At 42.8% G+C, this 12,900-nt stretch carries 14 protein-coding genes and 2 pseudogenes; 7 read left to right on the top strand and 9 right to left on the bottom strand.

The window, feature by feature from the left end:
* Nucleotides 1-24: 24 nt before the first annotated feature.
* The 4 genes and pseudogenes from GFC30_RS09740 to GFC30_RS17475 all read right to left on the bottom strand — a co-directional run.
* Nucleotides 25-1,161, bottom strand: coding sequence for a conserved virulence factor C family protein (locus GFC30_RS09740; RefSeq protein ID WP_066324847.1), 1,137 nt, complete (start codon nucleotides 1,159-1,161; stop codon nucleotides 25-27).
* Nucleotides 1,162-1,322: 161 nt separating this feature from the next.
* On the bottom strand, nucleotides 1,323-2,432 hold the full coding sequence (locus tag GFC30_RS09735) for an RNA-guided endonuclease InsQ/TnpB family protein (protein WP_066323120.1): 1,110 nt from the start codon (nucleotides 2,430-2,432) through the stop codon (nucleotides 1,323-1,325).
* A 12-nt stretch (nucleotides 2,433-2,444) separates the two neighbouring features.
* Nucleotides 2,445-2,843, bottom strand: coding sequence for an IS200/IS605 family transposase (tnpA, locus tag GFC30_RS09730; RefSeq protein ID WP_066324845.1), 399 nt, complete (start codon nucleotides 2,841-2,843; stop codon nucleotides 2,445-2,447).
* 205 nt (nucleotides 2,844-3,048) lie between these two features.
* Nucleotides 3,049-3,545 (bottom strand): annotated as a pseudogene (locus GFC30_RS17475) (DUF4351 domain-containing protein); the annotation flags it as partial.
* A 193-nt stretch (nucleotides 3,546-3,738) separates the two neighbouring features.
* Between GFC30_RS17475 and GFC30_RS09720 the strand changes: the two are divergent.
* Nucleotides 3,739-4,713: a ParA family protein gene (locus GFC30_RS09720; protein ID WP_066324840.1), complete on the top strand. Its 975-nt coding sequence runs from the start codon at nucleotides 3,739-3,741 to the stop codon at nucleotides 4,711-4,713.
* Nucleotides 4,710-5,114 (top strand): hypothetical protein, encoded by a 405-nt coding sequence (locus tag GFC30_RS09715; protein ID WP_066324838.1) that lies wholly within the window; start codon nucleotides 4,710-4,712, stop codon nucleotides 5,112-5,114. The genes GFC30_RS09720 and GFC30_RS09715 overlap by 4 nt, the downstream gene beginning before the upstream one ends.
* 519 nt (nucleotides 5,115-5,633) lie before the next feature.
* On the opposite strand, the gene GFC30_RS09705 is transcribed toward GFC30_RS09715, so the two are convergent.
* The 5 genes and pseudogenes from GFC30_RS09705 to GFC30_RS17860 all read right to left on the bottom strand — a co-directional run bounded on the left by GFC30_RS09705 (nucleotide 5,634) and on the right by GFC30_RS17860 (nucleotide 9,006).
* Entirely contained in the window at nucleotides 5,634-6,206 is a 573-nt protein-coding gene (locus GFC30_RS09705) for a hypothetical protein (protein WP_066324834.1), read from the bottom strand.
* Complete coding sequence (locus GFC30_RS09700) at nucleotides 6,193-6,930, bottom strand: hypothetical protein (RefSeq protein WP_066324832.1); 738 nt, start codon at nucleotides 6,928-6,930, stop codon at nucleotides 6,193-6,195. Before GFC30_RS09700 ends, GFC30_RS09705 begins: the two co-directional genes overlap by 14 nt.
* 395 nt (nucleotides 6,931-7,325) lie before the next feature.
* Nucleotides 7,326-7,733, bottom strand: coding sequence for a retropepsin-like aspartic protease (locus tag GFC30_RS09695; protein WP_066324829.1), 408 nt, complete (start codon nucleotides 7,731-7,733; stop codon nucleotides 7,326-7,328).
* Nucleotides 7,723-7,977 carry a hypothetical protein gene (locus GFC30_RS09690; RefSeq protein ID WP_066324826.1) on the bottom strand — a complete coding sequence of 85 codons (255 nt, stop codon included), beginning with the start codon at nucleotides 7,975-7,977 and terminating at the stop codon, nucleotides 7,723-7,725. The genes GFC30_RS09695 and GFC30_RS09690 overlap by 11 nt, the downstream gene beginning before the upstream one ends.
* 70 nt (nucleotides 7,978-8,047) lie before the next feature.
* Nucleotides 8,048-9,006: pseudogene (locus tag GFC30_RS17860) on the bottom strand (Rpn family recombination-promoting nuclease/putative transposase).
* Between the two features lie 391 nt (nucleotides 9,007-9,397).
* On the opposite strand from GFC30_RS17860, the gene tnpC reads away from it, so the two are divergent.
* The 5 genes from tnpC to GFC30_RS09650 all read left to right on the top strand — a co-directional run bounded on the left by tnpC (nucleotide 9,398) and on the right by GFC30_RS09650 (nucleotide 12,900).
* The gene (tnpC, locus tag GFC30_RS09670) at nucleotides 9,398-10,876 is read left to right on the top strand and encodes an IS66 family transposase (protein ID WP_066324817.1); all 1,479 of its coding nucleotides are present in this window, start codon (nucleotides 9,398-9,400) and stop codon (nucleotides 10,874-10,876) included.
* Between the two features lie 349 nt (nucleotides 10,877-11,225).
* Nucleotides 11,226-11,522, top strand: a complete 297-nt coding sequence (locus tag GFC30_RS09665) for a hypothetical protein (RefSeq protein WP_066324815.1) — start codon at nucleotides 11,226-11,228, stop codon at nucleotides 11,520-11,522.
* Between the two features lie 3 nt (nucleotides 11,523-11,525).
* A complete protein-coding gene (locus GFC30_RS09660; RefSeq protein ID WP_238583486.1) occupies nucleotides 11,526-11,759 on the top strand; it encodes a hypothetical protein in 234 nt (77 codons plus the stop codon).
* 80 nt (nucleotides 11,760-11,839) lie between these two features.
* The gene (locus tag GFC30_RS09655; RefSeq protein ID WP_066324813.1) at nucleotides 11,840-12,370 is read left to right on the top strand and encodes a helix-turn-helix domain-containing protein; all 531 of its coding nucleotides are present in this window, start codon (nucleotides 11,840-11,842) and stop codon (nucleotides 12,368-12,370) included.
* 17 nt (nucleotides 12,371-12,387) lie between these two features.
* A complete protein-coding gene (locus tag GFC30_RS09650; protein ID WP_066324811.1) occupies nucleotides 12,388-12,900 on the top strand; it encodes an IS630 family transposase in 513 nt (170 codons plus the stop codon).

Here is a 12,900-nt window from a genome sequence, read left to right as displayed (position 1 = left end):
ATCTTTCTCCCTTCAACCAACATTTTAATATTCTCCTTCCCTCTTTCTACTCTCCGTCATTTGTTTCCAAACAGATCCTTTCGCTTCTTCGCCGCCTTCGATACGTTCAATCGCCATTTTTACTTGCATGCTTACTTCAAATTCCGGATCGTTTTCGACCGCTTTTAACGCAGGCAAGACGGATTCATCGCCATTTTCATATAAAAACATCGCGGCACGCCAGCGAACGAGCTTGCTTGCATCGTTTAGCGCTTCGACCATGACAGAAATGGCTTCCACGTCACCAATATCAGACAAACAGTCGCCAGCGGTACGGCGCACAGAAACGGCTGTGTCTTTTAGTGCTTCATATAAATATGGAAGCACGCTTTTGCCGCCAATCATTCCTAAATACGCAGTCGCCAAGCGGCGAATCGCTACTTTCTCGTCTTTTAACGCCTTTGCCAATACTGGTAAGTCGGTTTCCGTCGGCTCTGCCATCTGTTCCAACGCTGCATATCGTTTTGTCCAGTCCGGATCATCTAACATTTGTTCGGCCACTTGAAAACTCACTCGTTTTTGTGTTTTCGCCTGCTCGCCTCTTTTAAACATTTGCACGAACCGCTCCAGCCGTTCCGGCGGATAAGCGGCAGACAACTCCTCGACAATCTCGGCACCGATTTCTTCAAATGTTCCGTACCGCACGCCTTTTTCGACCCATTTTCGTTCAACGACAATATTGCCGGCATGTTTTTGCGCTTCTAGCACCGCATCGATAAACGGCTTCGGCAAGCCGACCCGTCTCTCTTCCTGTCCATCTGTTAACTTCACTTGCATCGGCAAGCCATACAACATTTGCACATATACTTTCACTTCGCCGAAATGATCGTTGCGCACAGGTTCATTGTCTTGGAGTTCCTCCACCTGTTCGCCAAACACTTCGCGCACTCTTGTTAAAATCGCTTTCCAATCATATTTCGCATGCCGTTCCACAGCTAAAAAATCAGCGACATGGTAAATACCTTTCACTCCTTCAATTTGCAGCAATTGCTGGATGATGGCAGGGGCATGTTCAGCTTGAGATGGCTTATAGTTGTAGCTCGTGCCAAATGGAAGCTCTTCATCGAGCAGCACTTTCATCGTATTGGGACTTGGCGTCGGTTCAATCGATTGAATCTTCATTTGCCTCTCTCTCCTATCCTCTACAAAAAATACCTCGTAACTTCAGTGACATGCTCCCACCACCTATGCTTCGCTTAGAGGTGGGGGCTTCTCAGGTAATCCCATCTCATGACGGGAAGTTGACTGAGCGATCCCCGTGTGTCCCACGGTTCGAGGACAAGTTAGGCTATCGCTAATCGTTTCATGCCCTCATGTTTGATATTGATTGCCGCATTGACGTCCCTGTCGCTCTCGAATCCACATTCACAGCGGAATGTACGCTCAGAAAGCGATAAAGATTCCTTTACTTGACCGCAACATGAACAAGTTTTAGATGACGGAAACCACTTATCTATTTTGATAAGCTTTTTCCCTTGCTCCTCTAACTTGTATTGGAGAAATGTCGTGAACATCCCCCAGCCGTTGTCATGAACGCTCTTGCCGAAATTCAGGACTTGCGACATCCCTTTCATGTTGAGGTCTTCGATGACCACGCAATCATAAAGTTTCGCTAATTGGTGCGACTCCTTATGCAGAAAGTCTTTTCGTTGGTTCGCCATTTTTTCATGTAGCTTTGCAATTTTCAGACGCTGTTTATGCCAACGATTAGACCCTTTCTTTCGGCGTGATAATATCCGTTGTTCTTTCGCTAATTTTTCCAATGCTTGCCGATAGAAACGAGGATAATTGGCTCTCTTACCCTCGCTATCGACATACAGCGTATTCATGGAAAAATCAAGCCCAACAACCGTTTGTATTTCTTTTGGTACAGGTTGATGTTCGTACTCTGTAAGAATAGAAACATAGTATTTTCCTGTTTTTGTTTTCGTGATCGTACAAGCCTTGATGATATGGTGGGCAGGAATCTCCCGATGTTGCTTGAACTTGACCCATTTCCGTTTGGGTAACTTGATATAGCCATCTGAAAGTTGAATATTGCCATTGACCACATTTGTGGTGTACGACTGTTTCGCCTTGCGGTTTTTGAACTTTGGAAATCCAGCACGACCCGAAAAGAAATTTTGAAACGCTTTCTGCAAATTCAATTGGGCGTTTGCTAACGCAAGGCTATCCACTTCTTTAAGCCAAGGAAACTCCTTTTTGTACTTGGCAGGGGTCGGAAATGTTTGTTTTTTCAAAGCTTCTTTGTCGTCTTTGAACTTTTCATAAATTTGTATGCGTTCTTCAAGCATTTTGTTATAAACGAAACGGACACAACCGAAGGTTTTGGCAAGCAGCTGTTCTTGTTCTTTTGTTGGGTACAAGCGGAACTGATAGGCTTTGTTTACCATATCGACACCACATCACTTCATCTCTTGATTTTCTATATATTTTTTTATTACTTCAAGGGGGGCACCGCCCGTTGTAAGCAGGCAAAAACTTCTTGACCAAAAATATTCTTTCCACAGTTTTCTTTTCACTTGCGGAAAATGCTTTTTAATCAGTCGAGAACTTGCACTTTTATAGGCATTGATGAACTTTGATAGTTCACTATTCGGATGTGCTTTGAACAAAATATGCACATGATCCATATCGTGATTCCATTCGACCAAGGAAATATTGTAATTTTTCCCCAATCTCACAAACATATCTTTTGCATAGTCAGATATGGTATCATCAATCACTTGTCTGCGATATTTTACCACCAGAACAAGATGATAATACAACAGGAATACTGAATGGTTATTATTGTCTAATTTCATTGATACAACAGACTTTCATTTTTCTAATACTGATTATATCATAACACAAAAAAAGAAACAACTCATACCTACGCCTCACCGAAATTCATCTCCCACTTTCACTTCGTTTAGAAGTGGGAGATGAATTTCGGAAAGATGTTAAAGGGAGCCGAATGGCTCCCTTAGTTATATAAAGTCATGTTTAAAAAAGAGGCACAGCATCATATCATTTCAACCTCTCAATTTCTTCCACTGACAACTCCGTTAGTTCATGAATCGTCTGTACGTCGTACCCTTTTTCCAGCATCTTTTTCGCAATATGGCCTTTTTTTGTTGTAGCCCTTGTTGTAAGCCTTGCTGTAACCCTCGTTCCATGCCTTCTTTCAAGCCTTTTTCTAACGCTTTTTTCTCATATGAAATGATTAACTCTAGAACTTGTTCTTTTTCTTTTTCTTTCGTTTCCATTTCACTCACCTCGTTTCGTAATTGCTGTTCTTCTTCGTCTGACAGTTGGACATATGTTTCAAAAAAGCCGATTAACAATCGCTGCTTTGTTTCGTCTAATTCCATGCGTACAATCATGCGTAAAAATTGCTTTTTTCACTCCACTCGTTCACTTTCAGTATATCCCATTTTGCTTAACAACGCAGCGGCAATAGGGTTATCGTGGCGAATGTAATCACGCTAGTTTTGTTTGCGTAATTCAACGGTCAGAAATCGGAATTTTTTCAAGCTTTTCTGCAAAAATGGTGACATTCCTGCTGCGGAAATGAAAAAACAGAGAGGCTATTCCACTCTCTGTTTCGATGAAACTTTGACAACCTTTGGGGTGTGAAGTGTGCTAGAGAGTTTGTCATAACAAAGAAATAACCCCCATACATATAAACTGTTCACGTACAACGAGGGAGGAATCATCATGAAAAAACAAGCGAAAGTAATCAGTGTAATTAATTGGAAAGGAGGGGTTGGAAAAACAACGCTCACTCATCATTTAGCTGCAGGGTTGCAGCATATATCCGCTGATGAATTCGAGGGTTTTCTCGGGCACCGTTCATTACCAAAAGTGTTACTAGTTGATGCTGATGCCCAATGTAATCTGTCTATTTCATGTTTAACTCCAGAGCGATTTGCAGAGATGGTGTACGATAGCCCGACAACGATTGGAACACTAAAAGAATTGTTTGAACAGTTTTTGCAAAACGAACAATCTACTATTAATGTTGAGCAATACATCCTAAAAGCATGCGTGAAAAGCGGAAATGACAAAGTATATGACCACATTGATTTACTACCGTCCCACGAAGACCTCATTTACACAGACATGAACATCGCTGTTTATTCACGCCCGAACTTTGACCAAAAGCTCATCGGAGCAGACATTTACAAGTTTCAAATTTTGAACAACATCTTGAATGCGGTAAAAAATCAATATGATTTTATTTTGATTGATTGTCCACCAAATTTGAACTATGTAACGCAAAACGCCCTTTATGCAAGCGATTTTTACTTGATTCCCACTATCCCAGATCGCCTGTCGTCATACGGTCTCTCTTCCATTACCCACAAAGTTCGCAGCTTAAACGACTTATTCCGTTCTGCTGCAAAAATGTACAAAGAAACAAAACTCATCGGCATCGTGCTGAACCAAATTCGTGAATACGGAGGCAAGCCGAAAGATACACAAGACAATATCATTAGTACGTTGAAAGAACTATTCCCGACAGATATTTTCGAACACTATTTAACGCACGGAGACGGCATTTCGAGAGCATCGGCTCATAGTTGTCCGGTGTTTGCCTTTCCACATTCAAATTATACAAAACAAATTGATGGCGTTATAAATATTACACGTGAATTTTTAAATAAGCTAGGCGATGGAGTGGTAGTATGAAAGTACAAACAGCAATCGATACTTTAGAAAAAGTGCTGGCGATTTTAAAGCAGTATGAATCGGTCACCGTTGACGAGATGTTGACAGATTTATCCGTAAGACTCTCGAGCGCCCGTACGAACAAACCAGCGCAACAACCGAAGGTAGACGACATACCAGATTACACAGCTGTTATCCAAAAAATAAAAACGATGAACAAAGAAGAAGCCATTTCATTTTTATCCCGCTTCAAAAAAGACGATATTATCGCCATCGGGCGGCAAATGAATATTAAATTGAAAGGGAAAGACCGGAAGAAAATTTTGATCGAGACGATTATTAACCATTATGGTTTTATCCATTTACATACGCAGAGGGGGAAAAAAGAAACAGTGCATGAAACGCTTCTCAAAACAAAATGAAGGCTGTGTATAAACACGAACGAGAGGATGTTTTATCAGCATCTTTTCGAATAGCCGCGAGGAAACCTCGCGCAATAAAAAAGCATATCCAAATGGCTGATCAAATTGATGACGTCACTAGGGAAGATACGGAGCTAGCAGCTGACATGAGAAGAAAAGCGAGAGCGGATCATACACGCTAAAGCACCAGGCGCTCTTGTTGCAGCTGCGGCTCTTATACAGCGACACAACCCGATTAACGACATTCGTGACTCCATCACCAAAATGTGTTCAAAATATGCTTCTTCCTTCAACAGCGAGAACAAAAACAGCCAAACCTAATCGTATAGCAGGCGTTCCTAAGGGAACAATTTAAATTTCAAAATGTGAAGGCACATTTCCTACAATAAAAAGCAAAGAGAGTCAAAGATCGCGGAGAAGTACACATACAAAAACAGAGAGCCGCGCTATGACTCTCTGTTTCTACAAATCTCGACAATCCTCGGGGCGTGACACCGTATCAGTCCATAAGTCCATAAATCACAAACGCTTCAACTCATCAAACACCGTATCTTTTATGTTTGTTGATGTAACGGATAATAAGTCGATTTCCTTCCAAATAATTTCTTGAATTTTTCCATATTTCTCTGATACCTTCTCATTGTTTGGAATCGTTTTGCCAATTCTATTTTCAAGTTGGATATCAGTAAAATTATCGCCATCGTATAAAGGCCAATAGAAAAGCCAATGCTCAGAAACGCTCGGCGGTTTATCCCAATGCTCAAGAGATGGGTATACATATTTGCATAACGTCATTCGCGGTTCTTCTTTAAAAGACAGTTCAATCGCATAGATTGGGTCGTTTTTCAATCCATTCCCCGACTGACAAGGCGGAGCAGAGTCTCTTTGGTATAGCTTAATAAAAGATTGGATGAACCACCCTCCATACTCGCGATCGGACTTCCAACGTAAAAATTGTGGAATAACTGGAACAAATCCGCATTCAACCGATTGACGATCCAATTCCGCCAACAGTTTATCAACATTCTCATACGTTTTTCGTACAACTTCAAACGCGTTTTTAATGTTTTCCCGTACACTAGTGAAACTCATAATATCTCCCCTTTTCAATCCTACTTACATCAAAATGAAAAAACTGTTCATCCGAATGAAAACAAAAATAAGAACCATATTCAACAATAGGATAAGAAAGATGTTGGAAACCTTGAAAACGCTCAAATCCCTTCTTTCTCAATAAAGCAACTAAATCTTTCAACATTAACCTTTCAAATTCATTTAACGTTTCATCTTTCTGCATATGCATCAGCTGCATGAACACTTCTTGCCATGACATATACCCGAAATGAACACCGCTTGGCAACTTTCGCTCTTCTATCGCCCTTTTAGCCATCATGTTCACTTCCGGTTCTTTCCCCAGCAAAAGCAAAAACTTAGGAGTTTGTTTTTTATCCGCTAATAAATCCAGCGCCTCTCGCTCCAATTGATCGTCCGACGATAAAGAGCTGTGATATTTCACCTCAATTCCTATCGTCAAATGATCCAATTCGAGCCAAACATCCATTTCGCTTCTTTCCCTCTTTGACCAAAACGTAACTTTCTCGCCGATAAACTCATCATTTTGTGTGGCTAAACCTTTTTGAAATACCGTTTGAGTAGCTGGAGAAAAAAAGACAGCACTGCTCAAAAGCGGCTGAATCCCTTTGTGAAAAGGGAGATAACGCAACGTGCCAAACACGTTCGCTGTTAACTGGTCTTCGAGACGCTCGCTGAGGTTCGAACCGTCTGACGATATTTTCCCATGTATTTCAGCTAACAAGCCTCTTTCCTCCCTTATAAATCGAAAATCTCCGTCAATTCTATTGTACTGAAATGTCACAGAAAATGTTGTCGAATATTGTAAAAACGACTACAAATCCCCTGCGGAAAACGAACATATCGACCAAAAATTCAAACGATCACAACAAAAAACTCTCCCTCATCTTAGGATGACTTTCTCCTTTTGAAGATAATAGGTATCGAAAACAGCGTTTTTCAGACCAAGAGTTTGTCGTTCGCTTTCTTCAGACTCCGCGTCGACACGGACACCGTTGCATTAAGCGAACTGCTACTTCTTCTTTCGCAGTTTTGGACTTTCACCATATAGACTACACCCATGCAGGGCGCACATACAAAAACAGAGAGCCACGCTATGACTCTCTGTTTCTGTAAATCTTAGCAATTCTCTGGGTGCGACGGGCACCGTGACCAATTGTACATTTTTAATTTGTGTAGATCTAAAACAAACCCATCCTCTATCAATACGTCTAATCCTAGCAACCCGTTAATTCCCGCATAATCCATTCCGCTAAAATCAACTTCATACTTCCTTAATTGAAAAGAGCCTAGCTTAACTGTATCCAATTTCTTTGTAAATGCATGCTCTTTGCCGCCTACTCCATAGTAAGTAACAATACGATCCCTTCTCTCCACCCATAACTCTATATCTTCTACTGCATGTTGCGAGATTAATGTTTTAGCAGCACCAGTATCAATAACCATATTATCAATCCTCTTCGTTTTCCCACGATAAACAATTTCAATTGACGTAAACAATAAACCGTCGCGATATTCAATCTGCATAGCGAGCCTTTCCTCTCAAACTAATCATTCCTCTCACTTGCAAAACAATGTCCTCATGACTCGTATGATACACGAGTTCGTTTCCTTTCGATTGCAACAACTCGCGAGTGGCATTCTCATCGGGAACTGTACCAACAACAGCTACTTCTTCAATAATCTCTTTGTCTCCATGTAAACGAGATTTCAATATGTGTAGCTTTACAAACTGATTTGGATACAATGTACGCACTTCCTGCCATTTCATTGTTATCACCTCGAAGAAAGAATGATAGCCGATGTAACTCTTTAACAAACGGGATCGCAGAAACCTCTTCTTATTGATTTTTCACTCTTCCTTTCACTTCTTCTTCCGTCAAGTCAAGCATGTTTGCAATCTCGGCAATGCTCATCCCTTTTTCGATCATTTTCCTAATCATTTCCCGCTCTCTTTGCTTCATGCCTTCTTTCAGTCCCTCTGCCCGTCCTTGTTCCAATCCTCTTTTCAAACCTTCTTTCAAACCTTCTTCTCGTCCTTCTTCCCGACTTCCGCGAATGTTCGATAGCTGATCAAGCAGCCATTTCAACCGCATTTCGTATGCGTAGCGGTTTTCTGGGTCGACGCTCAAACTTTGCCACTCTTCTAACGCTTCTAAAATTTCTTGTTCTGTCATCGCGACTCCCTCCAATTCGCGAACCATCTCTTCATCAATCTTTTTCGTCCGACTGTCCACCGCCGACAACATCGTTAGCCATGGCCATTCCGGTGATTGTTTTACATCCCGGCGGTATTTCTTCCATTTTACCATAAATTGTGACAAATCAAGCACATGAAATTCAAGATGTGGGCTCCAAAGAAACTGTTCTTCATCTTCACGAATGTGAAAAACGGTGTGGAAGCGATCTGTTTCGTGTGGGAAAAGTGGATAGTTAAGGATGGCAATCATAATGGTCGGGGGGAAGGGTGTCGTACCGTTCTCCTTTTGATAGCGAAGACGAAAATAGCCGCGCCCAGTAAATACAACAGCCGTTCAGGCATGCCGTATTGCGGGATAATTTGAATCTCGACATGAATGCGCTCGCCAAGATTCGTACGGACAATGACATCTAACCGCCCTGTTTTTCCGTCTTCTGTTTCTTTCGTCAGTTCGGTGTTTTCAAATTGCACATCGACGATTCGGTCATCTTCTTTCCGATGCAAAAGCGCGTTTAAAAACGCCATCGTAATCGACTTGCGACTCGGTTGGCCAAACATCTGCTTGAACATAAAATCCATTTTCAAATCGAGGTATTGCATGAGGATCATCCTTTCGAGAAATTTAGGAGAGTACAACTTGATTAAAATAAAGGAATAAGGGAAATGCAAATGGGGAAAATGGATTTTCTAGCGTTCTTTTTTTGCGATAAAAAGCAAAAAAGTCAGGGAAATTGGCTCTTGGATGCGATAAAAATGAATTTTTGTTATCTCGTTTTTGGGAAATTGGCAGAGGAATGGATTTCGCTTTACCTGCTACTCTTGCAACGTTCGCGTCATTCTGGGTGGTGCGGCACCTTGCCATCATGTGGAGCGCACATGCAAAAACAGAGGTAACTATTCAGCCATTACATAGAAAAAGTTTACGAGATCGGGTTTATTTCTGTTCCCCTTGTCTATACTAGTACCATCCAAGACAAGGGAGGTGAACACGATGGCAAACGTTGTTTTTGATTTCCAACAAACGGTCTTCACACTCGAAAGCATGGTCGCAAAAATCGAGCGCCAAGCACAAACCATCGAAAAACTCATCAAAGAAAACGAACAATTAAGACAAGAAAACCAGCAACTTCGTCAAGAAAATCAAAAATTGAAAGCACGTATTGCAGAATTAGAAGCCCGTACGAAAAAAAACAGTACCAATAGCCATTTGCCGCCGTCTTCTGACCGGTTTGTGGCAAAATCCCCTTCTCGCCAACCGTCGGAGAAACAGCCGGGAGGGCAACCGGGGCATCGAGGAACGACGCTCCGTCAAGTCCCCAATCCTGACCACCGAGTCCTTCACCGCGTGACCAAATGCAAAGGATGTGGTCACTCTTTAGAACATGTCGCTCCGCTTCAAGTAGACATTCGCCAAGTGTTCGACCTCCCAGTGGTTCGAATGGAAGTGACTCAACACGAACGGGAAGTGAAGGGGTGTCCGAAATGTCATCTCGTCCAGCAGGCAGAGTTCCCTTTTTATGTCACGAATCATGTCCAGTACGGACCAGCCATCACTTCCCTTGTTTTATACTGGAATCATGCGCAGTTGATCCCGTGCGAGCGTGTCACGGAGATGGTCAAAGCGCTAGTGGACCATTCGATGAGTGCAGGCACAGTCGTGAACATGACGAGACGATGGCTCCCTGTGTTCAAAGCAGCGCTCGAAGAGATCGAAGCGGCGTTGCTCGCTTCCAAGACGTTGCACGTCGATGAAACGAGCCTGCGTGTGAACAGAAAGAACCAATGGGTGCATGTGGCTTCCACTGCCAAGGTCACACGATACGGGCTTCATCGTTCCCGTGGAAAGCAAGCGACGGACGACATCGGGATCTTGCCACGGTACAAAGGAACGATGGTACACGATGCGTATTCGGTGTACCCGATGTACACAGAGGCGAGCCATGCCCTTTGCCACGCCCATCATCTCCGGGAGCTTCGGGCATATACAGAACTTTACGGCCATTCATGGTCGAAAGAGATGAGCGAAGCGCTGTTGAAGATGAAACAGGCGGTGGAGAACGCGGGCGGAGCTCTACCGGAGGAGGAAGTCCGGTATTGGGAAGCCGTGTACGACGAGCTTCTAGCGAATGGTCGCCGAGAACTCGAGGAGCGTTGCCGACAAGGCAAGCATGAAGGCGTCCGCAACGCGCAGAATTTCATCCAGCGTCTAGAAAAGCGCAAGCAAGAAGCGCTTCTCTTCCTGCGAAAGAAAGAAGTGCCGTTTGACAACAACCAAGCCGAGCGCGATTTGCGGATGGTGAAAGTCAAACAAAAAATTTCCGGAACGTTTCGTCAGGAAGACGATGCGGAGGCTTTCTGCACCATTCGCAGCGTCATTTCTACCCTGCAAAAACACGGAAAGCCGGCTTGGGAATCGTTGCAAAGACTTCTAAGTGGGGAGTCTCTCCAAACGATTCTCCATTCCTCCTAGGGCATTTTCGATACGGGAAATGCCCTATTGGTGCTGGATTCTGAAAATCGCACTAGTATTGGGCTGAATGGATACAAACAGAGAGCCGCGCTATGACTCTCTGTTTCTATAAATAATTCTCGGGGTGGGACAGGTACCACGACCTAACATCCAGCTGATCACTTGCCACGTTATATCATATCAGCTTGTATGGAGATGAAAACGGAAACAAAAAATCGGAAATTCTTTATTGCAACCTATGGAGAAAAAACTCGTGAAAAAAGGGAATATATTTTAAAAGGTATAATCGATATGACTTCTTGAAACATGATATAATATGTATAAAACCTCAACCAAGGTGGGGATGCAAATGAGAACTAACAAAAAAAGGAACCGTGGCGCATATCATATAACAACTGGAACGGCAAAACGCCCAATTTTAAAGAGAATAGTGCGTCAAAACCGTCATCATTACCGAATTGGAGCATCTGTTCTAACAGAAGAGCAAATGAAGGAGGTCATTCAAGTGCGACCTGAAAAGAGGAAGCTAACCAAGGAAGAAAAGAAAGCGTTACACAAACGTCTGGCTGGTAGTGCAAAGTTATTTAGCAAAGAAGGCGTGTTGGAATCATTAAGAATTGCAAATAGAGAAGAGTGGGAGGATTAAGCATTGTCAACCAAAGTACTAATCGATACAAATATATACGCAGCACATGAAATGGGTTACCCTGATGCAGTGGAGTTCATTGAACAGCTGATTGAAGATGAGGCAGAGATTATTATGACTACCTTCATTGAGATGGAAATCATGTCTCATTTCGAAATCGAAACAGATCCTGATATAAGAGAAAATAGAAAAGGATATATTCAAATGGCTGATCAAATCTATATACATGCACTTTAAAGCAATGACTTCTGTATGAACGCCTTTTTCTATGGTTATACTGCTCCTAAATACCCACGTATAAAAGGAGCGGAAATGACATGAAACGTCTTAAAATTACAAATGATCACGGCTGGACCCCTCGAACACTTCGGAAACAAGAACGAAAAATCAAAGATGCTTCGCTTCGCGTTCGGGTTACTGCCGTTCGCCTCGTCATGGAAGGGTATCTCGGGAAAGATGTCGCGAAAATGGTCAATCTATGCCGTCAATCTGTTGCCCTCTACGTCTCACGCTTTAACGAAGGAGGACTCGATCATTTACTCGATCGCCGCTTACCACCCGGTCGTGTGCCGTTTCTTACCGAAGAACAGCAACAAGCACTCAGACAACTTGTGTTAACCACCACCCCCGTTGATGTCGGTTGGGGCATTTCTTCATCATGGAACACACGCATTTTGCAATCTTACATCCAACAAACATATGGTGTGTTTATGTCACGTGAAGGCATTCGCAAGTTGTTACATCGTCTTCGTTTATCGTGGACACGTCCGACTTACAAGCTGGTTAAAGGGAATCCAGAACATCAAGCTGCTTTTCAAAAGGAACTCGAATTTATAAAAAAAAACTAATCACCGAGAACGTTACCATGTTTTATGTAGATGAGACGCATGTTCGTGCCTATCAAGCGCTTCGTACGACATGGGCAGAAGTGGGCAATCAAAAACAAGTGCCGAGCTACGGTCATCATGCCCATGTGTCCATTTTTGGTGCGGTCGACGTTCAACAAGGCGATGTCGTGTTTCATCGTGCCTCATCCGCCAATGCCGAGACGTTCCTAGACTTTTTGCGCCTGTTGAAAGAGAAATATTCGGATCGATTCATCGTGCTTGTGTTGGACAATGCACGTATTCATCATGCCAACATGGTGCAAGCATTCCTCGATAGCGACGAAGGCGCTGCATTTCACTTTATCTATTTGCCACCGTATTCTCCACAGTTAAACCCGATTGAACGGTTATGGAAGTGGCTGAAAGATGAAGTGATTGCCAACGTCTTGCATAAAGATCAAAACGACATTGCCCAGTCTATTACTCGTTTTGAACAGTACGTCTTGCAACACCGGGATGAAGTGTTACGCCGCATCGGGTGTACTGCGTAA

The sequence above is a fragment of the Anoxybacillus amylolyticus genome (assembly GCF_001634285.1).
GTDB classification, from domain to species: Bacteria; Bacillota; Bacilli; order Bacillales; family Anoxybacillaceae; genus Anoxybacteroides; species Anoxybacteroides amylolyticum.
The sequence above is the reverse complement of the archived record's forward strand: the minus strand, read 5'-3'. Positions and strand labels throughout refer to the sequence as shown.